The 25,694-nt window shown below is 37.6% G+C and carries 18 protein-coding genes and 6 pseudogenes; 17 read left to right on the top strand and 7 right to left on the bottom strand.

The features are described 5' to 3' along the window. Positions 1-7: 7 nt before the first annotated feature. From ADM90_RS07705 to ADM90_RS25435, 6 genes and pseudogenes are all read left to right on the top strand, one after another. Positions 8-805, top strand: a pseudogene (locus ADM90_RS07705) (ribonucleotide reductase N-terminal alpha domain-containing protein); the annotation flags it as partial. Positions 806-897: 92 nt separating this feature from the next. Then, positions 898-1,779, top strand: coding sequence for an endonuclease domain-containing protein (locus ADM90_RS07710; protein ID WP_053994414.1), 882 nt, complete (start codon positions 898-900; stop codon positions 1,777-1,779). Between the two features lie 238 nt (positions 1,780-2,017). Then, a pseudogene (locus ADM90_RS07715) lies at positions 2,018-2,662 on the top strand (hypothetical protein); the annotation flags it as partial. Between the two features lie 244 nt (positions 2,663-2,906). Then, positions 2,907-4,034: pseudogene (locus tag ADM90_RS07720) on the top strand (vitamin B12-dependent ribonucleotide reductase); the annotation flags it as partial. Positions 4,035-4,544: 510 nt separating this feature from the next. Next, positions 4,545-5,583, top strand: a protein-coding gene (locus tag ADM90_RS23755) for an IS630 family transposase (protein ID WP_152927960.1) whose coding sequence is annotated in 2 segments (ribosomal slippage) — positions 4,545-5,042 and positions 5,044-5,583 — 1,038 coding nt in all. Because the reading frame shifts where the segments join, the coding sequence is not laid out codon by codon here. Positions 5,584-5,638: 55 nt separating this feature from the next. Then, positions 5,639-6,069, top strand: a pseudogene (locus tag ADM90_RS25435) (YdeI/OmpD-associated family protein); the annotation flags it as partial. A 64-nt stretch (positions 6,070-6,133) separates the two neighbouring features. Here ADM90_RS25435 and ADM90_RS07740 read toward each other — a convergent pair. The 3 genes and pseudogenes from ADM90_RS07740 to ADM90_RS07745 form a co-directional block, all read right to left on the bottom strand. Continuing rightward, positions 6,134-6,856 carry a helix-turn-helix transcriptional regulator gene (locus ADM90_RS07740; protein ID WP_327037014.1) on the bottom strand — a complete coding sequence of 241 codons (723 nt, stop codon included), beginning with the start codon at positions 6,854-6,856 and terminating at the stop codon, positions 6,134-6,136. An 18-nt stretch (positions 6,857-6,874) separates the two neighbouring features. Further along, positions 6,875-6,985: pseudogene (locus ADM90_RS25310) on the bottom strand (HTH domain-containing protein); the annotation flags it as partial. Positions 6,986-7,529: 544 nt separating this feature from the next. Continuing rightward, entirely contained in the window at positions 7,530-8,948 is a 1,419-nt protein-coding gene (locus tag ADM90_RS07745; protein ID WP_053994415.1) for an aminotransferase-like domain-containing protein, read from the bottom strand. A 113-nt stretch (positions 8,949-9,061) separates the two neighbouring features. On the opposite strand from ADM90_RS07745, the pseudogene ADM90_RS07750 reads away from it, so the two are divergent. The 4 genes and pseudogenes from ADM90_RS07750 (at position 9,062) to ADM90_RS07765 (ending at position 12,754) form a co-directional block, all read left to right on the top strand. Then, positions 9,062-9,984, top strand: a pseudogene (locus ADM90_RS07750) (DMT family transporter). A gap of 45 nt (positions 9,985-10,029) precedes the next feature. Continuing rightward, positions 10,030-10,686: an MBL fold metallo-hydrolase gene (locus tag ADM90_RS07755; RefSeq protein ID WP_053994416.1), complete on the top strand. Its 657-nt coding sequence runs from the start codon at positions 10,030-10,032 to the stop codon at positions 10,684-10,686. A gap of 595 nt (positions 10,687-11,281) precedes the next feature. Beyond that, positions 11,282-11,953 carry a serine/threonine protein kinase gene (locus ADM90_RS07760; protein ID WP_053994417.1) on the top strand — a complete coding sequence of 224 codons (672 nt, stop codon included), beginning with the start codon at positions 11,282-11,284 and terminating at the stop codon, positions 11,951-11,953. A gap of 537 nt (positions 11,954-12,490) precedes the next feature. After that, the gene (locus tag ADM90_RS07765; RefSeq protein ID WP_053994418.1) at positions 12,491-12,754 is read left to right on the top strand and encodes a DUF4362 domain-containing protein; all 264 of its coding nucleotides are present in this window, start codon (positions 12,491-12,493) and stop codon (positions 12,752-12,754) included. 461 nt (positions 12,755-13,215) lie between these two features. On the opposite strand, the gene ADM90_RS07770 is transcribed toward ADM90_RS07765, so the two are convergent. From ADM90_RS07770 to ADM90_RS07780, 3 genes are all read right to left on the bottom strand, one after another. Beyond that, entirely contained in the window at positions 13,216-14,394 is a 1,179-nt protein-coding gene (locus ADM90_RS07770) for an iron-containing alcohol dehydrogenase (protein ID WP_053994419.1), read from the bottom strand. Positions 14,395-14,407: 13 nt separating this feature from the next. Continuing rightward, a complete protein-coding gene (locus tag ADM90_RS07775; protein WP_053994420.1) occupies positions 14,408-15,829 on the bottom strand; it encodes an aldehyde dehydrogenase family protein in 1,422 nt (473 codons plus the stop codon). Positions 15,830-15,952: 123 nt separating this feature from the next. Beyond that, positions 15,953-16,960: a LacI family DNA-binding transcriptional regulator gene (locus ADM90_RS07780; protein WP_053994421.1), complete on the bottom strand. Its 1,008-nt coding sequence runs from the start codon at positions 16,958-16,960 to the stop codon at positions 15,953-15,955. A 273-nt stretch (positions 16,961-17,233) separates the two neighbouring features. Between ADM90_RS07780 and ADM90_RS07785 the strand changes: the two genes are divergently transcribed. Genes ADM90_RS07785 through ADM90_RS07815 form a run of 7 tightly spaced genes read left to right on the top strand, consistent with a single transcriptional unit; the run spans position 17,234 to position 24,623 of the window. Next, entirely contained in the window at positions 17,234-18,868 is a 1,635-nt protein-coding gene (locus tag ADM90_RS07785) for an AMP-binding protein (protein ID WP_053994422.1), read from the top strand. Then, positions 18,852-19,664 carry an enoyl-CoA hydratase/isomerase family protein gene (locus ADM90_RS07790; RefSeq protein ID WP_412176977.1) on the top strand — a complete coding sequence of 271 codons (813 nt, stop codon included), beginning with the start codon at positions 18,852-18,854 and terminating at the stop codon, positions 19,662-19,664. The genes ADM90_RS07785 and ADM90_RS07790 overlap by 17 nt, the downstream gene beginning before the upstream one ends. Before the next feature lie 35 nt (positions 19,665-19,699). Then, positions 19,700-20,998 carry a GntP family permease gene (locus tag ADM90_RS07795; protein ID WP_053994423.1) on the top strand — a complete coding sequence of 433 codons (1,299 nt, stop codon included), beginning with the start codon at positions 19,700-19,702 and terminating at the stop codon, positions 20,996-20,998. Between the two features lie 45 nt (positions 20,999-21,043). After that, the gene (locus tag ADM90_RS07800) at positions 21,044-21,454 is read left to right on the top strand and encodes an acyl-CoA thioesterase (RefSeq protein WP_053994424.1); all 411 of its coding nucleotides are present in this window, start codon (positions 21,044-21,046) and stop codon (positions 21,452-21,454) included. Next, positions 21,451-22,644, top strand: a complete 1,194-nt coding sequence (locus tag ADM90_RS07805; protein WP_083448486.1) for a thiolase family protein — start codon at positions 21,451-21,453, stop codon at positions 22,642-22,644. Before ADM90_RS07800 ends, ADM90_RS07805 begins: the two co-directional genes overlap by 4 nt. An 11-nt stretch (positions 22,645-22,655) precedes the next feature. After that, positions 22,656-23,498 carry a 3-hydroxyacyl-CoA dehydrogenase family protein gene (locus tag ADM90_RS07810; protein WP_053994425.1) on the top strand — a complete coding sequence of 281 codons (843 nt, stop codon included), beginning with the start codon at positions 22,656-22,658 and terminating at the stop codon, positions 23,496-23,498. Between the two features lie 27 nt (positions 23,499-23,525). Next, entirely contained in the window at positions 23,526-24,623 is a 1,098-nt protein-coding gene (locus tag ADM90_RS07815; protein ID WP_053994426.1) for an acyl-CoA dehydrogenase family protein, read from the top strand. Positions 24,624-24,682: 59 nt separating this feature from the next. Here the strand turns inward: ADM90_RS07815 and ADM90_RS07820 are convergent, their stop codons facing one another. Next, entirely contained in the window at positions 24,683-25,654 is a 972-nt protein-coding gene (locus ADM90_RS07820) for a DUF1385 domain-containing protein (RefSeq protein ID WP_053994427.1), read from the bottom strand. Positions 25,655-25,694 lie beyond the last annotated feature (40 nt).

Below are 25,694 nucleotides of genomic sequence, written 5' to 3' on the forward strand. Positions count from 1 at the left end.
CAAAACGATGGTACTCATAAATCATCACCCCGAAGTAAACAATCCATTTGAACAGTTAAACAAAGATATTGAACAATTCCCGCAGGTTCACCCCGTAACGCCTGACATGCAGATTACGCATAAAGGTGTATCGAGACTTGTGATGATTGATCGCTACTCATTTAAAGACACGGAAAAGAAAACACTCAAAGCTGGTGATTTTGTTGTTTTAACGGTCAAAGCTGATCCAAAATTCCCTGCACGTGGTTTAGGGACAATTCAAAAGCTGGACATGTCTACAAAGACGGCAGAAATTTTGATCGAGGAAGATTATCGTAGTGCTTTAGATGATCCAAAAGAGCAAGAAACGGGTATGATTACGCGTTCAATTGACGTGATAGAAAAGCCTCTTGAAATTTTTTATGAACAAATTGCTAAACGAAATGCAACAGGACTTGCTGCTGTTGAAAAAACACCAGAAAAACGCCAAGAATGGTTTGAAAAATTTTATAAGCAATTAGTATCCTTAAAATTTGTTCCCGCAGGACGTGTTATTTATGGAGCGGGCTCTGAGACAGAAGTAACATTCTTCAACTGTTATGTAATGCCATTTGTGGCTGACTCACGCGAAGGCATTAGCGATCACCGCAAGCAAGTAATGGAAATTATGAGCCGTGGTGGTGGTGTTGGCACAAATGGTTCAACATTGCGCCCACGCAACACATTAGCACGCGGTGTCAACGGCAAATCCTCTGGCTCTGTTTCATGGCTGGATGATATTGCTAAACTAACACATCTTGTCGAACAAGGAGGTTCGCGCAGAGGTATCATTATCTGAGTGCTTCTGCGTAAACAAACCTCGTGAATTGCTGGAAACTCTTTAACGGAAATATTGTCACTTTGAATGAGGTGGGAAATATGGAAGTTTATAATGCAAAACAACCGCAAACTTGTTTACTATGTGGATTTACAATTGTTCATAATAAACAAGGTTGGTTTACGATTCATTTGAAAAAAGAACATAATTTAACATTAGACAATTATTTATTATCTTATTTTTATCCAATAGAAATGATTACATGCCAATATCCCCTATGCAATAAAGTAGTGAAGCTAAGACGTGGGATTCCTAATCAATTTTGTAGTAAAAGTTGTGGAGGAAAGGGAGACCCATTGAAATGTGCAATTTGCGGTAAGCTATTTGATGCAAAACATCGCCAAACAAAAACTTGTAGTAAAAAATGTGCAAGCAAGCTTAGATCTAACAATACAAGTAAGTGGCATCAAGAAATGCCTAATGAATTGAAAAAGTTCCATTTTGAAAAAATCATTTCAAAAACAGCGAAAACTCGAAAATTAAATAGAACACCTTCATGGAATAGTGGTAAGACAGGGATTTATAGTAAAGAAACAATTGAGAAAATTCGACAAGCGGCTTTAAAACAATTGGAAAGAGAAACATTTAGGAAGACGAGCATTGAAAAAATTGTCGAAGATTTCTTAGTTGGAGAAGTAATTCCTTATCAATATTCATTTATATTGGCAGGCGCCCAATTTGATTTTCGATTAGTGGGAACAAATATTTTAATTGAATGTGATGGAGATTTTTGGCATGGGAATCCCAAGTTTTATTCCACTTTCTATGATGTTCAAAAGAGGATTATGGCAAGGGATATTGAGAAAAATCAAATTGCGGAAAGACATGGTTTTATATTACTCCGTTTCTGGGAAGATGAGATAAAAAATAATTTTGAAAATGTTAAACAACGCATTATAAATGCACTGCTAGCTACAACGTAACTGGAAACGGTAAGCGTGAATGCTTGAAAATAGCAGTGGGATAAAGACAATCAGCAGCCAAGCCTCTTTTTATAGAGGAAGGTTCAACGACCATCGAAAACACGCCATATAAGCGGAAGTGAGTAGAGTAGGGGTGAAGCCACTCCGAAGTGCGAGGGCACCTATAAAGGTGTAAGATATGGTCTCAGCTTCTATGGTGACATAGAGAGTGGGTGTAGCGAACCCGCGTAAGAAATTGGCACAAATGATAATGCTGGCAGATTGGCATCCTGATATAGTGGAATTTATTATTTCAAAAATGCAAAATCCACGTATTCTGCGATACCTGATTGAAAATACAACAGACGAAACGATTATTCGTCTAGCAAAAGAAAAATTAAACTTTAAGCCATTAACAACGCAAGAGGAAGCGATGTATCAAGGCATTGTGAACTATAAAAATATTGAAGGCTTAGGTGGATTTGATACAGCCATTATTCGCGAAGCTGAAAATAAATTGCGTGATGGCGGAACATATACGGTTCATAATCCAGAGTTTTTAACAGGCGCAAATATCTCTGTAACGTTAACAAAAGAGTTTATGGAGGCTATTGAGAATGATGCTGACTTTGAACTCCGTTTCCCAGCAGTTGAAGAATATACAAAAGAAGAAATGGATCGTTATAATACAGAATGGCATAAAATTGGCGATGTGCGTGAATGGGAGAAAATGGGCTATAAAGTTCGCACATATCGTACTATTAAAGCGAAAGAGTTGTGGAATTTAATTAATATTTGTGCAACCTATTCGGCAGAGCCAGGTATTTTCTTTGTCGACAACGCAAATGAGATGACCAATGCGAAAGCCTATGGCCAAAGTGTAGTAGCGACAAATCCGTGTGGTGGACTTCGCCTCACGTTAAAAATTGCGGGATAAAGCGGGAAGGCTGTGATGCTAATCCGAACCGAAGGCTAATGGTAAAATGTTAGTCAGGGGCAACGCATACCCAGTGATCCTACAATGTAGACTATAATCTGGGCACGAGACCGCAACATTACAAAAATAGGTAATGAAAATGTATGCTGAACTTACAGGAACTGAACTGTAAGAACTGAAGGATAAAAAGCCTTTAGGATAACAATATTTGGAACAACCACTTGCACCATATTCCGTGTGTAATTTAGCGGCAGTCAATCTTGCACAGTTTGCCAATAAAGACAATCAAACCGTTGATTATGAAGCGTTACGTGAAACCGTTCGCGTGGGTGTTCGTATGCAAGACAATGTAATTGATGCAACACCTTATTTCTTAGAAGAAAATCGTGTACAAGCACTTGGTGAGCGTCGTGTTGGCTTAGGGGTAATGGGCTTAGCTGACTTACTTATTTACTGTGAACAAGAATATGGCTCAGAGGAAGGCAATGCGTTAGTGGATGAAATCTTTAAAACCATTGCTGAAACAGCGTACGAGGCGTCTACAGAGCTTGCCAAGGAACGCGGCAGCTTCCCATTCCTAGTTGGTGCGACAGACGAAGAAACGGCTCGTTTACGCAAAGCCTTTACAGAAACAGGCTTTATGCAAAAAATGCCTGCACATATCAAAGAGCAAATTTTAGCAACAGGTATTCGGAATTCCCATCTTTTAACGGTTGCGCCAACCGGTTCAACAGGCACTATGGTAGGTGTAGCAACAGGACTTGAGCCATACTTCTCCTTCACGTACTACCGTTCTGGTCGTCTAGGGAAATTTATTGAAGTAAAAGCTGAAATTGTCCAAGAATATTTAGACCGTCATTCAGAAGCAAACGAACAGGAGCTTCCTGAATGGTTTGTAACGGCGATGGACCTAAAACCAGAGGCACATGCGGATGTACAATGTATTATTCAAAAATGGATTGATTCCTCTATTTCGAAAACGGTGAACGCGCCAAAAGGTTATACCGTACAACAGGTTGAAAAGGTTTATGAGCGACTCTATAAAGGTGGCGCTAAAGGGGGCACGGTTTATGTAGATGGTAGCCGTGATTCACAAGTCCTTACCCTAAAGGCAGAAGAAAATGATATGGATCAGCTATCGTTTGAAGAGGAATTAGTGGAGGAGCATACAAAACGTCCAGTTGTATTAGTCGATACGATTCAAGCCTTAGCATCTACGACAGTTATTGGCTCAGATGTAGGAAATACATGTCCAGTATGTCGTAAAGGAACGGTTGAAGAAATGGGCGGCTGTAATACATGTACAAACTGTGGTGCACAGTTAAAATGTGGCTTGTAAAATAATGAAGAATATCTATTAGATTGTAGATTTGAAATAAAGTCGTACCGTTAGGAGGCTGGAACATAGCTCACCGGTTCCTTCATAAAGCCGAATAATCGCTGAATTAGCAAAACACGATAACTAGCAAAACCGAACTATTCCAAAACACTTCATGAGCGTTTCAGTGGATAGTTCGGTTTTTTTGTTGGCTTGAAATCCTTTTGTCTCATTTAGAAATAGATTGGATTATACACTGGGGTTGAATATTTCAGATGTCTCTTCGTTGAATCGACCTACTCAGCTCTACTTGCATGTATCTTTGTTCCGCAATCGATCCAGTTTATGGAGTAAAACATCAAGCATGAATGTAAAAATTTTAGGGTAAAACCACTCTTAATGATTAAGAATTTATCAGAAATTAAGGAGTTGGCTTGAGGAAAATTCAAATATATATAAATTGAACTAAAGCTTCTATCTCCTTCAAAATGGGTAAAGTATACAAACTTATTGTCGAAAGGATGATCCCACATGTTACGCAATGAACAACGAGAAGAACTTCAAACGGCGATGCGACAAACAAAGGATAAGCGACTATTTGAGCGGTATCAGACTGTATTTCTACACCTTGAAGGAAAAAATAACGTTGAAATTGCGATGATCATTCAACGCAATCGAGCAACTGTTGGTGAATATATTAAAGCCTATAAAAAAGAAGGCATAACAGGTTTACGCATGGGGATTTCTACAGGTAAACCACATCGTTTGACCATCGAACAACGTGCTGAGTTGGCTGAGATTGTCACAACGAAAACGCCTGCTGATGTGGGATTTGCACCGTATACGAATTGGACGCTCGCGTTACTCGTTTCACTCGTGAAACGTGAATGGGCTGTGTCCTATTCTTTACGTGGCATGTCTAAATTATTAGAACGCATGCAATTTAGTCATACGCGCCCTACCTATACGTTGGCGAATGCGGACCCAGAAAAGCAAAAAACATTTAAAGAAGAAACATTTCCTGCTTTAAAAAAAGCTATTGTATGAGGAAATCGATCACCTTCTCTTTCAAGATGAGTCCATGATTCGTGACTACCAAGCCATTCAAAAGTCATGGTTTCCAAAAGGGAAACAGCGTCAAATCCCCACATACGGTAAGCATCAAGGCGTGAAATTAATCGGTACGTTAAATTATGAAACAGGTGAAATCTTCTGCGTCGAAGAAGAGAAATACGATGCAGAAGTCTTCCTGCGTTTCTTAGAAAAAGTCATTGCTCATTACCCAAATGGAAAAATTGTCATGATCCTCGATAACGCTCGCATTCATCATGCGAAGCTCATTCAGCCTTTTTTAAAGCTGCATCAAAATCGATTACAACTGGTGTTTTTACCACCTTACAGCCCGCAATTGAATTTAATTGAGGGGCTATGGAAATGGTTGAAAGACAGCGTCATTCATAATGTCTTTTTTTCAAGTACATCGCAAATCAAACTCGCTGTTCGTGAATTTATCCGTTGTCAAAGTGAAGATACACAAGGTATAATCGACCGACTTTGTGTTAGGTTCTAAAGTTCAATCTATATAGAAAGATTTTGGTGGGGATATAGTAAGTATGTCTGTGTAATCAGAAGTTATCCCGTATTTAGATGCAGTTGAAGAGGCATTATCTTTTGGTATAAAGAAGAAAATATCGCTATTGAATGAGCACGAAGACTTTCTCCAAGCAATAAAATAAGCAATTGGACTGAATTAAATAAAGAAAGGATGAGAAGATTAGATAAACTAGGTTTGATGAAAGAGGGGGAATTAAAAATTCTTCCAGATATGCGACCTGCATCCAAAGATATTGATATGCGTCTGAAAGAGGATGAATATCAATATCGCAACTACATTTATTTTCCTGAACTATATAGAAGGATTAGAATTAATACAATACAAAGTTATAGAAATGACGCTGATACTTTTAATAAGAGATTAGACAAATTTATTAAAAATACAAAGGAACATAACATGTACGGTCAGTGGAATGACAATGGTCGCCTAATCAATTATTAAGGATAGCAGAGATATTGAATTGAAAAAGTTCTTAATTTATTCTCTAGCACCATCTATGAATACTTTATTTATAAAGTTTCAATGCTCCCTCTAAAAAGTTTACATATTTCGCAATAAAACGCTTTGGCTTTATAATCCTAACTTTATGGCCAAATCCGGCTAAAAATCGATAGGCATATTGATTCTCAGGCAATTCAATTGTTGCAAGGTAACTGCTTGCCGTTTCTTTTTTTACAGCATCTTTCCCGTATCTTTCGATAAATTGATGCCTTACAGTAATATCGACCGATAGATGGACGATAACCAACTTTTCTTGTTCATTGTATTGTTTTTCATGTTGAAGTGCCTGATCCGTCCTTGGCACAAAAAAACCATCTTTTTGGCTATTTAATATTCGCGTCAACTTAAATGTTCGATAATCTTTCCGCTCTAAACAATAACCAAAAAGATACCAATGCATCTCCCTAAAATGTAGCTTATAGGGTTCTACGATTCTGTACGTTTTATTTCCTGTTTGATCGACATATTCAGATTTTAATAACCAATTGTTCTCAATTGCTTGTCTGATAAATAAATTTTCTTCGTTGATTTGGCTTCTTCCTAGCCAATCATAGAATGTTACATCAAGGATTGGAGAAATATCTGCGGTGGTCATTCCTTTGATTTTTTGGATAGTCGTTTGAATCTCTTGATTGGTAATCAGTCCCTCAAAGCCTCCTAAAGCGACAAGTATATTTTCGATATCCTGATGATTGAGTAATCCCTTATCGAATTTATACGCCTCCATGAGTGCGTAGCCCCCTTCAGCTCCATCGACCGCATAAATAGGGATATTTGCATAACTTAGTGTCTCCATATCACGTTGAATCGTTCGTTTCGTGACATGAAAAAGTCGGCTGAATGCTGAGGCTGAAACTACTTCCTTTTGTAAGAAACACTACACAATACAAGAAGGCATTTAACAGGGGCAAGTATTTGTTACCCATCACAAATAGGGAAATACAGCGGATTAAAGATTAGGCTATGTAACTATTGTTTGTTCTATCGCAATTGGGCACATTTGTGGAGGTGCGAATCGCAGAAAATAATTCATCTTTTCACAAAGAAAGAACCCGTTTTGATCAATTTTTTTCAAAACCAGTTCTTTAATTAAACGTAAGACGTGAGTTTGTATGGTATTTTTGATCAAACTTTATTTCAAAGCTACACTAAACCAGTGTACTAGTTTATTTTCTTCTTCAGTACGATTGTCTTTAGCAGTGAAGGAAGCGTCGTCTAGTGTTTTTTAAGCCGGCAATTTAGCGTGGAGGCCGTTAAATCATATTCACGGACAATTTCTGTACGAGCTTTTCATTTTCATAAAGCTTCATCATTTGCAGTTTAAATTTAACTGTGTACGTTCGACGTTGTCATGTTATGTTTGTACGCTTCCTTCTGTCAGTAGTCTGTTTCTTCACCCTTCACTTAGAAAGAGATTGTGCCACTGCTACCAACCTTTTTACCCCTTCACGTAATTGTTTTTCATTTGCATAAGAATAGCTTAAACGTATCCAGGATGATAGTTGTTTTAATGGATCACAAATTTGACCTGGTACAAAGGATATCGATTGTTCGATACTTTTGGCTAATAATAATTCAGGTGGAAGTTTATCTGGGAGCTCCACCCATAAATTCAAACCGCCTTTTGGACTGGTCCATCGCCAACCTGTTACTGCTAGCTCTTCCTCCATGATTTCCTTTCGGATATGTAGGGCGATCCGAATTTTCTCTAAGTGCTGCTGCAATCTTAGTGATGAAAAGTAATGGAGGAAAATTTTTTGATTGAGAAGCGGTGAGCCATTATCAGCTAATGATTTTACTGTTAGTAATGCATTCCTTAAGGATGATGGACAAATAACAGCCGCAATTCTCAAACCAGGTGAGATATATTTACAAAAGCTTCGGATATAAATGACTGTCCCAGCACTATCATAGGTGTAGATGGGTGGTGGCGGGGCTTGATCAAAATAGATGTCGTGATAGGCATCGTCCTCAATTAATAGAAATCGATATTGTTCAGCTAATTCTACTAATTTTTTGCGCTGCTCAATGGAAATCGTATAACCAGTTGGATTATGGAATGTAGGGTTGAGATAAAATAGGCGTGGCTTGTATTGTTTAATATAGTATTCAACCTGTTCTAAATCGTACCCCTCTGGATGGATATCAACCGTTACAATCTGTGCTCCTTGTGCTCTAAAAATATCAATCGCCGCACTATAACTTGGACGTTCGAATAAAACGACATCTCTTGGTTTAATAAAAGCTTGAGCGATTAAGTGAATCGCTTGCTGTGAGCCAGACGTGATGAACACATCATCTGCACCCAGATGAGTTTTATACTGGTTGATAAAATATTGAGCGAGTGTTTCGCGTAGCTCTAAATCACCTTGCACCGTTGAGTAGGTTGCAAGTACTTTTGGATAAAGGTCAAACACCTTCTTCACGTAATCTGAAAAATAATGATTAGGCAAAAGATTTGGATCAATTAATGCCTGAGAAAAATGATAGGAAACAGATGGTTGATGGATTTCGGATAAATGATTTTTTTGTACATATGCAGAAACAATAGGATTGTTCTGATGTAGATATTCAAGATTATTCGTCACATTTGATTGAACAAAATAGCCTGCTTTATCTTTTACATAAACTTTGTCATGCTGTTTCAGTAATTGATAAGCCTTTAAGACAGTTAATCGATGCACCTTCATTTCAGATGCTAATTGCCGAACAGATGGAAGCTTGTCATGTTCTTTCCATTCTTTACGTTCTATTTGGTGCAGTACATAATCATATATTTTCTTAAAAAGGTAATCTTCATTTTGAATTGCTTTGCCCACATCGATTCCTCCTTTTCAAAACGATTGTACCACGATCCGATCTAATCTGTTCTATCCTTTTCTATCTGTTCTATTACCTCTCTTATATGATAGAACAAGAGGAGGAGATTACTATGGTGATTATTAATTATTTCTTTATGTGTTTGATTTTTGGCACGACATTTTTAGCGATTAAAATTGGTGTGGATGCAGGAGTGCCTCCGTTTTTGTCAGCTGGTCTCCGTTTTTTCATTGCTGGTTTACTGCTATTTAGCTTTATGATTTGGAGAGAAAAAACGACCATACGGTTATTTTTTCGGAAAGAGATGTTTTTTACAGGCGTGGGCTTAACCTTTGGGACGTTTGCTGCCTTATACTGGGCAGAGCAGTATGTGACGTCAGGGATTGCAGCTGTCTTATCTGCTACAGGGCCGATGATGATCATCGTTATTCAGACATTCCTATTGAAGCAAAAAGGAAATCGGAAATCATTCATTGGCTGTGTCGTCGCGTCATTGGTGTCACGTTCTTGATCATACCTAGCTTTTCGATTGACATTAGCTCCCTCTGGATGATTGGATGCTTTGCCATTATTTTAGGAGAAGTTTTTTACGCATCTGGAACGATTTATACAAAGCATGTCATCCGAAAATTTGAAACGACATCTCCAATTGCTTTAAATGCAGCGCAAATGATGCATGGTGGGATTTTATTAATCATTTTATCATTTTTTACCGAGCACATTCAGCTTGATGATCTTTTGAGCCCAGCTTCAATTGGCTCTCTTCTTTATTTAATTATTTTTGGCTCAATGATCGGCCATAGCATTTATTATTGGCTTGTCTCCCAGACAAATCCTGTTTTTCCTTCTACATGGCTGTATATCTCACCTTTAATTGCCGTTATATTAGGTGTTACCTTCTATCATGAGTATATTTCTTGGCTAACAGGCATAGGTACTTTAACGATTGTTGTGGGAACGGTTCTAGTCAATTTCGAAACATTACGGGAGCTGCTTTGGAAGAAGGAGACTGTTCTTCAGGATGTTAAAAATTAACCTGCTCTCGAATAATAAAATCTAATCATAAAGGAGAATGAAGTTATGAAGGTTTCTAAGGGAGTAGAGATGCTGGAGCTTGAATTTAATGGAAGCATTATTCATCCAATTCTTTTATGGGATCAGGAGATGGCTGTTTTAATTGATACTGGATTCCCCGGACAACTGGAAGATTTGCGCGTAGCAATGGATAAGGTAGGTGTGTCGTTTGATCAACTAAAAGTTGTGATTTTGACACATCAGGATATAGATCATATAGGCACTCTTCCTGAGATACTACAAGTGTGTGGAAGGAATATTAACGTTTATGCACATGAACTGGATAAGCCTTATATCCAAGGAGATTTACCACTTTTGAAAGACGGACACATAGCGAATCCACCAAAGGGAAAAGTGAATGATACCTTGAAAGATGGTCAGGAACTACCGTATTGTGGTGGAATCCGTGTTATCCATACACCAGGGCATACGCTTGGTCATATCAGCTTATATTTGAAGCAAAGTAAAACACTTGTTGCTGGAGATTCGATGTATAGCGTAAACGGTATACTCGGGGGAATTCATGTTCCAACCACTTTGGATATAGAGGTTGCTCGGCAATCTTTAAAGAAATATTTAGACCTAGACATTAAATTCGTGGTTTGCTACCACGGAGGATTAAGTAAGGTAAATTTGAAGGAGCAGATTCAAAAATTATATTGAGGCACTATTGCTAAACGGGATGGGAAGGTTGAAGAATACTAATAGAAAATTGTCACTCTTCAATACTTGGGCGTAATTGTTGAACAATCCAGTTAGAAAATGATTGAATTTTTTTGAAAATTGTATATTTTTTTCAAAAAAGAATCCGTTTTGATCAATTTTTTAAAACGGGTTCTTTTAATTTACCGTAAAATAGGAGGCTACTATTTTTTAGAGTAACATTACTGTAAAGATAGAGGAAAATGCCCTTAAAATAATGGAGCAGGTTCGTTGAATAAGGTTACACAAAAAATCCTTAAACTTTCCTCTCGTTCATTAAAATAATGAGCTATTATTAGAATGAAAAGATGATGGATAATGGAGTACGTAGACTTAAATCCATGTGGTCTTAGTTTTTAAGTTAAACTATTATTTTTTCATTTTAGGCCTTTCTTTTATAAGAATGATCAAAATTCGATGCGCAAGAGGTATTTAAAATAATACTTCTATGAGTGTGTTAGTTTATAATCTAAGTTTTGTTAGAGTTAATATAGAATCCCTATTAAAGTAATTGGATAGTGTAGTTTTCTTCTACGCTAATGAAGGGTGAGATTATATGGAAAACGACTGGGACAAAGCGATAGGTTCTCTTTCTAAAATTAACGTTTTTTCAAATCCCAATAATGAGCCAGTAACCATAAGTGGTGAAGCTGATGATCTGAAGTGTATTGGCGTTGGGACAGATGCAGCTGTTTTTCAGTGTCTTTTCGCTCCAGCTTATGCATTTAAAGTATATGCCAAGGATAAAGTACACAAAGTAAAGGTGGAAGCAAGAGTTTATCAAATATTAGAGGATTCACCTTTCTTCCCAACCTGTTTTGCTTCATACGACGAATACCTTGTTTTAAGTTACGAAGAAGGAAAAACGCTCTTTGACTGCATTCTACAAGGCATTCATATTCCAGAACAGGTTGTCCAGGAAGTAGAGGATGCAAGAGAATATATACGGAATAAGGGCCTTAACCCCCGCGATATCCATTTGAAAAATATTTTACTACAAAATGGCAGAGCAAAAATAATTGATGTCTCTGAATACACATTACAGGGTAATGATTTTCGATGGGAGCATTTAAAAAAGGGCTATGAGCAATACTATCATTTAATAGATGGAAATTCTGTGCCGTTTTGGTTAGTAGAAACGATTCGAAAGTGGTATAATCAGCGGGGAAAAAACTCTTCATATGAAGAGTTTACAAAAAATATGTTAAAACTTTTGTATAAAAAATAATTGATTAGTGAAATAAGGAGATAAACTTTTTTATACAAAATCCGTTATCAAACTGACAGCTTTTTATAGGGTATTGATAATCAAATTTTATCCTTATTATTAATAGTTGTTTTTGGTGCGAGGTGACAGCTCCAAGACCCACTTCAAGATGTAAGATAAACCCTAAAAATTTAAATAAAGGGAACTACAGCCTGTAAAAGCCTGATTAGTGAAACGTCCATTCAATGGGAGATATGCGAAAGCTCCTATTGATGGAAGGTTCACTTTATCGTAAAATATGGGTTGCCAGATATTCTTGATTGAACCTTATTCCAAAGCACCAAAGATTGATTATTTATCATAAAGTATATTCACTTATAATAAAAATTGATAGTTGTATAAAAGTTTGATTAAAACCATCTCAGCTCTAAAATTTTATAGGGGTGGGATGTTTTTTTTTTGGAATTTTTTATAGTGAACTACTAGCGGAAAAATTAAAGTATAATGTTTGAAACGAAGACAGTAGAAATACGACTAACTTTATAGGGAGGGATATATTTGAAAAAGTTTAGTTTAATACTGTTCTTAATATTTTTATCAATAGTTTTACTTGGTTGCCAACAGGAAGCTGAAATGAACGATCTGAAACAATCGCATTCTTTAGAAAAAGCATTGGAAAGCGGAGATGTAGTCAACCTTCACGGAAAAATTAGTAACTTAGATAAATTTGTGAATTTTATAGAAAATGTTGAAAAGGGTGTTAAGGATGCTATTCGTATCACAACCTATACCATTGAAGGGGCCCCATTTTTTATCATTTAGATTATGATGGTAACAAAGTTCAATATACTTATGATAATTCACAAGATGAATATGCGGGTTCTGGAAAAGGAAGCCAAAGTACAACTTGTTCTACTATAGAATCAAGAAATGATAATGAAGACATTGAATACTATTTAGATGAGTGCTCTTCAGAAGTTGGAAATTCCTTTTACTTTCGATATTTCGAATAGGAAAAAGTAGACGCTTTATGAAATAGTGCACTTATAGCTATAGTGGCTTAAGGAGATTTAAGTGAACTTTATGATAAATCTATAAAATTAGTGCATTTTGCCCCCTTTAGATTACTTTTGTCTAAAGGGGGAGGTTAATTTTTAGCAAACATTTATTATTCTTTTACCTTTGACATATGGGCAAAGTACTTTTAAGAAAGAGATTTCAATAGGACTGCTCCAATCATCATTGGGGTGGTGTCTAGGAAAAAGTAATACATTATAAAATAACTATTTATTTTCTGTAATGATACCGTTGAAGGCGGATTGATAGATGGCAAAGATATCCTTTGTTAATAAGGCCATAGGGCTACGTGCTAAAATCCGTTTTTGCTCCAATGCTGCTGCTGTTAGATGCTTTAATGCTTCTTCAGGAATATTAAATTCCCTTAAGGTAGACGGAATATTAACGTCTTTGACGATTTTTTGTAATTCCTCCACGCAACGGTAAGAGGCTTCCTCCTGCGATAAATAGGCTGTATGAAAGCCCATTATTTCATAAATATCCTTCATGCGTTTTTCACAGCTTTGGCGAATATAGCCCATCACATAAGGCAGAAGTACAGCATTTGATTCTCCATGCGGCACATGGAATTGCCCTCCAAGTGGATAGGCAAGGGCATGAACGCCAGCAACGCCAGCATTAAAGAAGGCAAGCCCAGCAAGATAGCTGCCATAACTCATATTCGTTCGAGCTTCTTGATTGCTGCCATCTGCAACTGCGGTACGAATGGATTGTGTAATTAAACGAATAGCCTGTATTGCTAATGCATCCGAAATAGGGCTTGCATTTCTGGAAATATAAGCTTCAATGGCATGGGTAAGTGCATCAATTCCTGTTGCAGCAGTAATATTAGGCGGAAGTGAAACAGTTAGTGCTGGGTCTATAATAGCAACATCTGGTAATAAATAGTCATGCGTTACCACATCTTTTGTATTCTCTAATGTCAGTACAGCGATATTTGTTACTTCAGAGCCTGTACCAGACGTTGTTGGGATGAGAATAGTCGGAATCCCTTTGTGTAAGATTTTTTTTGTGCCAGTTAAATTTAAATAATCTGCAACAAATCCTTCATGCACAGCAAGTACGCCTGCTAGCTTAGATAAATCTAATGCACTACCTCCTCCAATACCAATAATCATGTCAAATTTATGTTGTCGAGTGTAGGCCACTAATTTTTCTGCAAGTGCTAGTGAAGGCTCGGCTGCTACTTCACTATATAGTTCAATGCTATAATTCGCATCGAGTAATGGTTGAATGGCTTGAGTAGTTAAGCCAATTTTTATTAAAGTTGGATCAGTGACAACGAGTATTTTCTTTGCCTGTAATCGTTTTACCTCTGCCGATAAGTGAGATAATGAATTCCAGCCTGTATAGTTAAGAGGTGTGAAAGTAATTTTATATACCATATACCAATTCTCCTTACGATTGATTCCAAACAATCAGTTTTGTTTCTGTCATTTCATGGATAGCGTATTTAATACCTTCTTTTCCTGTGCCACTTTCTTTTACCCCTCCATAAGGCATTTGATCAACACGATAAGTTGGAATATCGTTAATGATGACACCACCCACTTCTAATGCCTTCGAGGTCATAAAAGCAGTTTGAATATCATTGGTAAAGATTCCAGCCTGTAAGCCATATTGTGATTGATTGATGGCTTCAATTCCCTCTTGTATGCTCGTTATTCGATTAACAATAACGATAGGGGCAAATACTTCCTGACAGGATACTTTTAGATGATCTGCAACATTCGTTAAAATAGTAGGTAGCAATATACGATTTTGCAGCTTTCCGCCTGTAGCTAATTCGGCTCCGTTTGCCAATGCTTCATTAATCCAATCAAGCGCACGAAGTTCTTCATTTGCATGAATTAATGCAGAAATATCTGTAGTCATTTCTAAAGGATCGCCTAGTACAAGCCTCTCAGTTTGGGCAACGAATTTAGCAAGAAATTCATCATACAGTGTATCCATTACGTAGATACGTTGAAGTGAAATACATACCTGCCCCTGGTTAGAAAAAGCGCCCACGACACATTTTGAAACAATTTCATCAAGATTTACTTGCTTATCAATAAGTAAGCCTGCATTGGAACCAAGCTCCAAAGTAACTTTTTTCAAGCCTGCTCGGTTTCGAATATCCATACCTACCGCAGGGCTCCCAGTAAAGGTAATCATATTGATTTGGTCACTTTCAACAAGCACGTCACCTACCAGTTTGCCACCGCCTGTAATGACATTGAAAGCCCCCTTTGGTAAAGAGGTTTGTTCCATTAGCTCTGCTAAAAATAAAGCAGATAAAGGGGTTTGTGATGCTGGCTTAAGAATAATCGTGTTTCCAGCAGCAATTGCCGGCCCTACTTTATGAGCAACCAAGTTTTGAGGAAAGTTAAATGGTGTAATGGCAGCGACAACACCAATAGGCTGTTCAAGTGTATAGCCAAATCGATTATGCCCATTTTTGGCAGCATCCATTGGGACTATTTCGCCGACTAAACGCTTGGCTTCCTCTGCGGCAAATTTATAGGTTTCAATTGTGCGCTCTATTTCTAGTAGGGCATATTTGAGTGGTTTCCCTGCTTCTAAGGCAATGATTCTGGCTGCTTTTTCTTTATGTTGTACAAAAAGTTGCACTAACTGCTCTAAGACCTGTGCCCGTTCATAGGCTGTTGTATTTGCAGCTGCCTCCTTGGCTTTATAAGCAGCGTGAATGGCTTTTTGCACAACCTCCTGGCTAGCCTGAGGAATTTCAGCAATTTTCTGTTGGGAATAGGGAGCATATAAAGAAGCATAGTTAGCAGTAGATTCCCATTGCCCGTTTATATATAAATGTTTTTTCATCTTTATAAACCTCCTAGAATTTTTCATTAATGGTTACGTATTCATTTTTAGGAACGTTAAAAAACTGTACAAGAGAGAAAATAAAAATGGTTACGTATTCATTTTGTTGTAAAAAGAAACAAACTATTTAATAGTTTGTTTTGGAGCACTAGTTGTGCGCCTATTAAATACTTTAACAGGCTTTGTAATACGAACGCAACTATTTTTTTTATTTTCAATCATTTCAAACAATTCTTTAATAGCTAAAAAGCCTAAATTTTCTTCTAATATACTACCAACTGTTGTTAATTGAATCATTCCATGCTTACTTAAATCTACATTATCAATGCCTATGATACTGATATCATCTGGGACTTTTAAGTTTTTAGTGATAAAACAATCGAGTAAATGAAGAGCGATAGAATCTGTTGCTGCACAGATGCCTGTCGGCTGCTTATCTAGTGAAGTGATATGTTGAAAGAGGTCTTGAATGGACTGTTTCGATGTGTCGACTGTAAAAATATAATCATCATTTTTGGCGATATTATAATCCTCAAGTGCCTTTATAAAACCTGCATATCGCTCCTTGAATGTGCTGCGATTTTGTGGACCACCAACCCAAGAAATTGCCGTATGACCAAGCTCAAGTAAATGTTGAGCAGATAAGTAACCAGCATAAAAATTATCAATCTCTACAAAAAATTCATTATTTTTATGTTTACGATTGTACGTAATAAAAGGGATATCCAGTTGTTTTAATTTAAAAAACATTGGGTCTTCCCAAAAAATGCATGAGAGGATAACACCATCTACTTTATTTTCAAGAATAGACGTATATGCTTCTTGCAAGCGTTCATCATCTACATATTGGACATGTACCCGGTAGCCCTTCTCATTTGCATAATTGATAATAGCTGTTGTTGTATCGACAAAAAATGGGTTATGGATAGGGCCTGACAAAAGGGCTATCGTTTTCGTTTTATTTTGTACAAGAGAGCGAGCATTTGCATTTGGAATATAATTCAATTCCTCAATAGCACGCATCACTTTATCTACTGTAGGTTTTTTAACTAGTTCCGGTGTATTGAGTACACGTGAAACAGTTGTCTGCGATACACCTGCTTTCTTTGCTACATCTTTAGATGACACCATGGTAAATTCCTCCTTCTCATAATTTTAATATAGTTGAATTAGCGTAAATATACAACAGTTGCCTGCTGATAGGCCCTAGAATTAGAGGGGGGAATAAAAAAATATTCAATATAGAAAGCAGGGTTTTAGCTAGAAAATATATAGAAAGAGGATATTGAAAAATATTTAATTTTCAAAAAACTGTTGACTTTTTTCTGAACGGAAACATATATTAATAGTTGTACAGAGCAGAAATTAAAATGAATACGTAGTCATAAGGAGGAGTTTTATTTGATGAATCAATATAAAGAACAACCTTTACATGAAAAATTACGTCAACATGCAAGAATTCGTCCGCATCAAGACGCCCTTATTTATTATGGGAAGCGTATTTCATACAAAGAGTTAGACGAGTTATCGGATCGATTTGCTGTATTTCTACAAAAACAAGGGATTAAAAAGGGCGATAAAGTAGCTTTGTTTATGCAGAACTGTCCACAATATATTATTTGTAGTCTCGGGATACAAAAAATTGGAGCAATTGAAGGCCCGTGTAGTCCTATGTTTAAAGAGTGGGAGCTGGAATATGAGGTAAAAGATTTAGGGGCAAAGGCTATTGTTACACTAGATCATTTATATGGTGTCGTTGGAAATATAAAAGATCAGACAGAGTTAGACCATATTATTGTTACGAATTACACAGATTTTTTACCAGAAAAGCCAGTTCCTTTTTTTCCAGAACCAATTATTTCAAAGGAAAAAATTGAAGGCACCTATGATTTAATGAGTATTTTACAGCAAGAAATTGACAAAATACCTGTTGTAGATATTGATATGGACAAGGATATTTGTCTAATTGTCTATACTTCAGGCTCAACTGGATTGCCAAAAGGAGCTATGCTTTCTTATGGTAACGCTTTCTATAAAACAAAAGGTGTAGCAACGTGCTATGGCTACCAACATGATGATATTCATTTAAGTGTAATGCCAATGTGTCATATTGCGGGCAAGCTCTTTAGCGTAAATGTACCTATTTTTACAGGTGGTACGATTGTTATTTTAACACGGTACTCTGCAGAAGCTTTAGTAGAAGCAATTGAAACATATAAAATTTCTGTTACATATACTGTAACGCCAATGAATGTAGATATGATGAACCTGCCAAATGCTCAAGATATTGATTTTTCAACATTAAAAATTTGTCAATGTACAAGTTTTGGTATTCCATTAACAGAAGATATTATGCGTGCTTGGACGGCATTAACAGCTGCTACGATTTTTGAAATCTCCTATGGTTCAAGTGAAACACATACAGCAGATACTGTTATGCCCCTTGACGATATTGTAGCTGGTGGACATGGTAAACCATTGCCAGGTTCAGAGGTTCGTATTGTTAATCCTGAAAATACGGATGAAGATATGGCAGTCGGACAGTTGGGGGAAATCCTTATTAAAAGTCCTGCTGTATTTAAAGGCTATCTAAATAAGCCTGAGGCGACACGAACAGCGATACAAAATGATTGGTTGCATACAGGGGATATTGGCTTTATGGATGAACGTGGCCATCTATTTTTCCAAGGGCGTAGAAAAGAGCTTATTAAATGTTCAGGCTATAGTGTATTCCCAGAAGATGTAGAGGTCATGCTCGTAAGACACCCAGCGGTAAACGCTGCGGCAGTAATTGGTGTTCCCGATGCAAAACGAGGAGAAAGTGTAAAGGCCTTTATTGTATTGAAAGATGAGTATGCTGGTACTATCAAAGAAGAGGATATTATTGCATGGAGTAAAGAGAAAATGGCGAGTTATAAATATCCTCGGAGCATTGAATTTAGAGAGAGCCTACCTCAAACGGCTACTGGAAAGCTACTTCGTCGGGTGCTAGTAGATGAAGAATTACAACAAAGAGGGGTGAATGAAACAAATGACTAATTATCCAAATATAGTAGAGGTCACGATAGAGCATCATATAGCAACTGTCCAAATCAATCATCCACCATTAAATGTTTTAGGTAAAAGAGTTGTAGAAGGTTTATTGCATGCTTTCCAGCAAATTGAAAAAAATGACACGATCAGAGTTGTGATTTTAACAAGCGCTGGACAAAAGGCGTTTATGGCTGGTGCTGATATAAAAGAATTCCCAACATGGCTAGGGGACAAACATATGGATAGACATATTCATAGAAATCATCAGCTTTATAATTATATTGATCAATTTCCTAAGCCTACAATCGCTGTATTAAATGGTTTGACGCTTGGGGGAGGGTGTGAATTAGCATTATGCTGTGATTTTAGAATTGCTGAGCAGCATGTGAAAATAGGGCTGCCTGAAATTAATTTAGGTATTTTCCCAGGAGGGGGAGGAACACAGCGATTACCACGATTGATTGGGATGTCAAAAGCAAAGGAGCTTATATTTTTCGGGGGAAGTATTGACGCGCAGGACGCCCTTACACTTGGCTTAGTGAATAAAGTAACCGCTTCCAGTGAAGGTCTTACTTATGCTAAGGAGTGGGCAGAGCAGTTGGCGACAAAGTCAAGCTATACGCTTAGCAAAATAAAGGAGGCTATGATGTATGGTGCTGACCATTCTATAGAGGAAGGGATTCAGCGTGAGGCAGAACTATTCTATGATGTCTTTCAACATCCAGATGCCTTTGAGGGGGTTGGAGCATTTATCAAAAAAAGAGAGCCGAGCTTTAATCAGCATAAAAAGGTAGAAGAATAGAAAATACAATAGGAAAAAACAAAGGGAGGTAACCTATGAGCGTAATTATGTTAATGATTGGCTTAGCCATTTTGATTTATATGACCGTTCGAGGAATCAACATTATTATTAGTGCGATTATAGCAAGTGTATTTGTAGCCATAACATCTGGTCAAGATGTCGTGGAAGCCATGACGGGCACATATATGACTGGTTTTACAGGCTATTTTGCATCCTATTTCTTACTTTTCTTACTAGGCGCCGTTTTTGGTAAAGTGATGGGAGAAACAGGTGCTGCAGAATCCATTGCAACTTGGGTTATGAAAGTGATTGGACCGAAAGGCGCTGTGATGGCTGTTGTGTTAGCCTGTGCCATTATGACCTATGGTGGCGTATCATTATTTGTGGTTGGTTTTGCAGTGTATCCACTAGCAGTTTCGTTATTTAGAACAGCCGATTTGCCAAGACGGTTTATACCAGCAGCTTTGGTATTTGGTTCGGTAACGTTTACGATGTTTTTACCAGGTTCACCTGAAATTCAAAATATTATGCCAACAGAATTTTTTGGCACAACGCCGTATTCAGGCTTTTGGATTGGGATGCTTGTCTCTATCTTTAATTTTGCAGTCGGGTCTTTATGGTTACACTTTGCAATCAGTCGTTCCGTTAAAAGAGGTGAAAAGTTTGAAGCACATGCTAGTGATGCAGAGTTAAATGAACGAGAGAAAGAACAATTACCAAGCATCCTTTTAGCAATACTTCCCATTGTCGTCGTAGTGGCTGGAATGGTTACGTATTCACAAATGTTTTCTGCAACCTCCGCAGCTATTTTTGCTTTATTAGGGGCAATTGTTGTTGCGTGTATCACGATGTTTAGATATATTACAGATTTTTGGCGAGTTTTAGAGCGTGGAGCAAATGATGCTATTTTGGCAGCATGTAATACGAGTGCGGTTATTGCCTTTGGAAAGGTAGCTGCTGTTACATCTGGATTTACACAAATCGTAGATGCTGTATTACAAATTCCAGGGCCGCCATTATTAAGTCTAGCTATTTGTATTAATTTAATTGCAGGTTTAACAGGTTCAGCATCGGGTGGTTTAGGGATTGCTCTCCCAATTTTATCGCCAATTTACTTAAATATGGGCGTTGATCCAGGAGCATTACACCGTGTTTCTGTTATGGCGTCAGACGGCTTGGCATCGCTTCCCCACAATGGCTATATTGTCACAACGATTAAAAATATTTGTCATGACACCTTTAAACGAGCCTACTTACCAGTTGCGATGATGGCTGTAGTTCTGACAATGTGTGCCACAGCTCTTGCGATTATTTTATTTACACTATTCACATAATATTTATACTATTTTATCCAGATTTTTTAAATAAGGAAGGTGCTTATGTTTACAACAGTTATTACACCGCGAGTATCTGAGACAGATGGAATGGGTCATATTAATAACACCGTTATACCTATTTGGTTTGAAGCTGGTCGAAAGGGTATTTTTAAAATTTTTACCCCTACGCTATCTTTTGACAATTGGAGGTGTGTTGTCGTTAATTTAAACGTTGATTACCTCAATGAAATTCACTATGGACAAGATGTTACGATCCACACGTATATCAAAGAAATTGGAAACTCTAGCTATATCATTGAGGAAGAAATGTATCAAAACAATCAATTATGTAGTAAAGGAACAGCTACCTATGTAAATTTTAACAAGAAAACAAAAAAATCAGAGCTTATTCCAGAGGAGCTACGTCAGCAATTAGAAAAGCATAAAAAGAATAATGAGGAAGTAGGTGGATGAAATTGAATAAGGTATATATTGTATCAGCTTTAAGAACAGCAGTTGGCAGATTTGGCGGGAGCTTAAAACATTTCAATTCCTCTGATTTATCGGCTGCTACGATAAAAGCACTTATAGCAAATGTAGAAATACCGTTGGCGCAAATTGACGAGGTTATTATTGGCAATGTCTATCAAGCAGGAGGAAAAGGAAATCCCGCTCGGCAAGCTGCGATAAAGGCAGGTCTTCCAAAATCCATCCCTGCCATGACGATTAATAAACAATGTGCATCAGGTATGCGTTCGGTGTCACTAGCCTATCAACAAATCAAGGCTGGTGAAGCGGAAATGATACTCGCAGGTGGTACAGAAAGCATGAGTAATGTTCCACATATTTTATTGAACGGTCGCGATGGTAAAAAAATGGGGTCTATGCAACTAGAAGATAGTTTATTATATGATGGCTTGATTTGTGCAATGGAAGACTATCATATGGGCATTACGGCAGAAAATTTAGCACAGCAATACAAAATTTCAAGAGAAGAACAAGACCAGTTTTCCGTAAATAGCCAAAATAAAGCATTACATGCTATTCAGCAAGGTTTATTTAAAAAGGAAATTGTGCCAATTGAAGTGAGTTCATCTAAATGGTTTACAGAGGACGAGCATCCGCGTAAAACGACAGTCGAGGCTTTGAAAAATTTAAAACCTGCCTTTTTGAAAGAGGGGGGCACTGTAACGGCTGGAAATTCCTCTGGCTTGAATGATGGAGCTTCTATTTTGTTAATCGTTTCAGAGCATGCACTAAAGAAATATAATTTGCAGCCACTTGCAGAAATTATTTCAGTAGCCTCGGCAGGTGTTGAGCCAAGTGTGATGGGCATTGGTCCTGTACCTGCTACACGGAAAGCTTTAGAAAAGGCAAATTTAACAATAGAGGAAATAGATTTAATTGAATTAAATGAAGCTTTTGCAGTACAGGCTCTAGCTGTGATGAAAGAGTTAGACATGAATCCTGATATTGTCAATGTCAATGGTGGTGCTGTGGCATTAGGGCATCCTGTTGGTAGTTCAGGTTCTCGTATTATCGTGTCCTTAGTTCATGAATTACAAAAACGAAATTTATCATACGGACTGGCAACGTTATGTATTGGGGGCGGACAAGGAGCCGCTGTTATTATAAAAAATGTACAGGATAACTTAGTAGAATAGGAGATGAACAGATGGAGCAACAAGTAATGGTCGTTGGTGCGGGTTTAATGGGAAGTGGGATTGCGCAAGTATTTGCTTTAGCTGGTTTTCAGGTAATTTTAACGGATCGAACAGAAGCTGATTTGGATAAAGGAAGGAATTATATTACGAAAAGTATTCAATCCATGCTAAAAAAAGAAAAATACACCTTAGAAGATGAGCAGAAAATTCATGCAAATATTCACTATGCATCAGATATACAGCTTGGGAAAAATGTTGATTTAGTCATTGAAGCTGTTCCAGAAAAATTAGCTATTAAACAAGAAGTGTTTAAAATGCTAGATGAAATTGTTCAACCGAACGCTATCTTAGCAAGTAATACTTCCTCCCTGTCTATCGCAGCTATTGGCTCTGTAACAAAAAGGCCTGAGAAAGTAATTGGTCTACATTTCTTTAGTCCCGTGCCAATTATGAGATTGTTGGAAATTGTCACGTCCATTGAAACATCTGAAGAAACATTGAAGCGTGCGCAGCAGTATGGCAAGGAAATTCATAAAGAAACCGTTATTGCACAGGATTATCCAGGCTTTATTGTGAATCGTATTTTATTGCCAATGATGAATGAAGCTGCATACCTTGTAATGGAAGGAACTGCCCCAGAGGAGGTAGATCGAGGCTTGATGCTTGGTGCGAATCATCCAATTGGCCCGTTACGCCTAGCGGATCAGTGTGGCTTAGATACGACTTTATATGCACTAGAAAGCTTGTACGATGGATTTAGCGATTCGAAATATCGACCATGTCCCCTATTAAAGAGAATGGTAGAGGCAGGACATTTAGGACGTAAATCAGGTAAAGGCTTTTATGAGTATTAACGGATAAGAAGGAGGATGTTATTCTGTATGTTAGCAATAGGACATGTTATTGAAAAAATACAAGCTCATGCACAGCAAGTGGATGAAATGCAAAGCTTTCCTCATGAAAACTTTCGTTTATTAGCGGATGAAGGATTATTTGGTTTACATATTGCCAAAAGATATGGTGGTTCCGAACAATCCTTTTATGTAAGTGCTCAAGCAGTGGAAGAAGTAGCAAAAGTATGTGCCTCAACTTCTGTTTTATTATGCACACAGGCGTTAACAACTTGTTTACTAGATTTAGGAGGCAATGAGGAGCAAAAAGCTAATTATTTACGTGCATTAGTAGCGGGCAAGTATCCGGGAGCGTTTTGTGTAACGGAGGAACAGGCTGGCTCAGATGTTTCGAATATTCAAACGCAAGCAGTGTATGACGACGGTAGCTATATTCTCACAGGAGAAAAACGTTTTATTACAAATGCTGGGGAAGCAGGTGCTTATTTAGTATTAGCACGGACAGGGGAGCATCCTACTAGAGGGTTGAGCTTCTTTATTGTAGAAGCCACTGCTCCAGGCGTAGAATTCGGTGAATGTATAGAGACACTTGGGGTAAGAGGGTCAAGTGTAGGTGCTGTTATTTTCAATAAGGTGCGTGTGCCAAAAGAAAATCTGCTTGGGATTGAGGGATCTGGCTTTAAACTATTAATGAAGACATTCAATAGAAGTAGAACATTGGTAGGCGCACAAGGGGTTGGCATTGCGAAGGGTGCCTTTCAAATTGCACTTGATTATTTAAAAGCACGAAACCAATTTGGAAAACCATTAAGTGAACAGCCGATGATTCAAGGTATGCTAGCAGAGTTAGGCACGAAAATTGTTGCGGCAGAGCTGTTAGTAAAAACGGCTACTGAGCATATTGATGAGCAGACGAATGAGATGGAGAAACATGCATCAATGGCAAAATACTATGCTACAGATGTGGCAATGCAAGTGACGACTGATGCCGTACAGCTTTTGGGAGGAAACGGATTTACAACATTGTATCCGCTTGAAAGAATGATGCGTGATGCAAAGGTAACGCAAATCTATGATGGAACTAATCAAATTCAACGTGTCATTATTGCTAGACAATTATTAAAATAAGAAAGAAAAACCTCGAATAGGAAACGTTGTATTAACGTCTTCGCTATTCGAGGTCTTTTTTAATCATGGTGCAACGTTGCAGCAATTTCTGGCTGTTGTTCTACTTGACGTAGCATGTTAAAGGAGGCGATGGCTACTTCTACTTGGTCGTCTTTTGGCTCGCGTGTTGTTAGTAATTGTAACCATAGCCCTGGGTAGCCAAGGAAGCGTAACACGGGCACATTGCGGCAAGCATTTGTTGCTTGTAAAACCTCAAATGAAACCCCGAGTACAACAGGAATTAATAAAATACGGTCTACAATACGTAGCCATAGTGGGTCAGTAGGCACGAAGAAGTATAAAAACATGCCGACAAAGACTGTAAAAAGAATAAAGCTACTACCGCAACGATAGTGTAGACGTGATTGCGCTTGGACATTTTTTACTGTAATCTCTAAGCCTGCCTCATAGCAATTAATAACCTTATGCTCAGCGCCATGGTATTGGAATACGCGTTTGATTAATGGCGTTAAGGAAATAAAGTATAAATAGATTAATAGTAACAGTAGTTTAAAACCACTTTCTAGTAAAATTTGCCCTGTTTTGCTGTCAATCCATTTTGAGAAAAAATCAGCGATAAACACAGGAATCAAGGTAAAGGCAAATTTTCCAAATAAAAAGGATAGTATACCGACTACCGCAACTCCTAGTATCATTTGAAGCTTTGAGCCTTCTTCTTTATGCTCTTCTTCCTCACCAGGCGTCACATCATAACGATCTCCTGCAAATTGCATATGACGAGAGCCTAAACCAGCAGACTCAATAAGTGCAACAACTCCTCGCACAAATGGAATTTTTTTGAGCTTTTGTAACATAGGCTTTTGTACTTTTTTAAAATGATAATAATCAATGGAATCATCGTTACGACGAATAGCAGTAACAGTATGTTCCTTTCCTCCGAACATCACACCCTCTAATTGTGCTTGTCCCCCGTATACAGGTGAATTGCTCAAGGCTAACACCACTCTCTTTATATATTTCAACTGTACCATTGTACTAAATTTAGTGAAAAACCTCTAGGGTTACGCATAG

It is taken from the genome of Lysinibacillus macroides, from assembly GCF_001281525.1.
Lineage (GTDB): Bacteria > Bacillota > Bacilli > Bacillales_A > Planococcaceae > Lysinibacillus > Lysinibacillus macroides.

Bases quoted from the DNA above. Each gene is read 5' to 3' on its own strand.
- ADM90_RS07770 (WP_053994419.1), bottom strand. From the start codon at position 14,394: ATGGTATATAAAATTACTTTCACACCTCTTAACTATACAGGCTGGAAT.
- ADM90_RS07760 (WP_053994417.1), top strand. From the start codon at position 11,282: ATGGAAAACGACTGGGACAAAGCGATAGGTTCTCTTTCTAAAATTAAC.
- ADM90_RS07780 (WP_053994421.1), bottom strand. From the start codon at position 16,960: ATGGTGTCATCTAAAGATGTAGCAAAGAAAGCAGGTGTATCGCAGACA.
- ADM90_RS07800 (WP_053994424.1), top strand. From the start codon at position 21,044: ATGTTTACAACAGTTATTACACCGCGAGTATCTGAGACAGATGGAATG.
- ADM90_RS07805 (WP_083448486.1), top strand. From the start codon at position 21,451: ATGAAATTGAATAAGGTATATATTGTATCAGCTTTAAGAACAGCAGTT.
- ADM90_RS07815 (WP_053994426.1), top strand. From the start codon at position 23,526: ATGTTAGCAATAGGACATGTTATTGAAAAAATACAAGCTCATGCACAG.
- ADM90_RS07755 (WP_053994416.1), top strand. From the start codon at position 10,030: ATGAAGGTTTCTAAGGGAGTAGAGATGCTGGAGCTTGAATTTAATGGA.
- ADM90_RS07810 (WP_053994425.1), top strand. From the start codon at position 22,656: ATGGAGCAACAAGTAATGGTCGTTGGTGCGGGTTTAATGGGAAGTGGG.
- ADM90_RS07790 (WP_412176977.1), top strand. From the start codon at position 18,852: ATGAAACAAATGACTAATTATCCAAATATAGTAGAGGTCACGATAGAG.
- ADM90_RS07740 (WP_327037014.1), bottom strand. From the start codon at position 6,856: ATGGAGGCGTATAAATTCGATAAGGGATTACTCAATCATCAGGATATC.
- ADM90_RS07785 (WP_053994422.1), top strand. From the start codon at position 17,234: ATGAATCAATATAAAGAACAACCTTTACATGAAAAATTACGTCAACAT.
- ADM90_RS07795 (WP_053994423.1), top strand. From the start codon at position 19,700: ATGAGCGTAATTATGTTAATGATTGGCTTAGCCATTTTGATTTATATG.
- ADM90_RS07820 (WP_053994427.1), bottom strand. From the start codon at position 25,654: ATGGTACAGTTGAAATATATAAAGAGAGTGGTGTTAGCCTTGAGCAAT.
- ADM90_RS07710 (WP_053994414.1), top strand. From the start codon at position 898: ATGGAAGTTTATAATGCAAAACAACCGCAAACTTGTTTACTATGTGGA.
- ADM90_RS07775 (WP_053994420.1), bottom strand. From the start codon at position 15,829: ATGAAAAAACATTTATATATAAACGGGCAATGGGAATCTACTGCTAAC.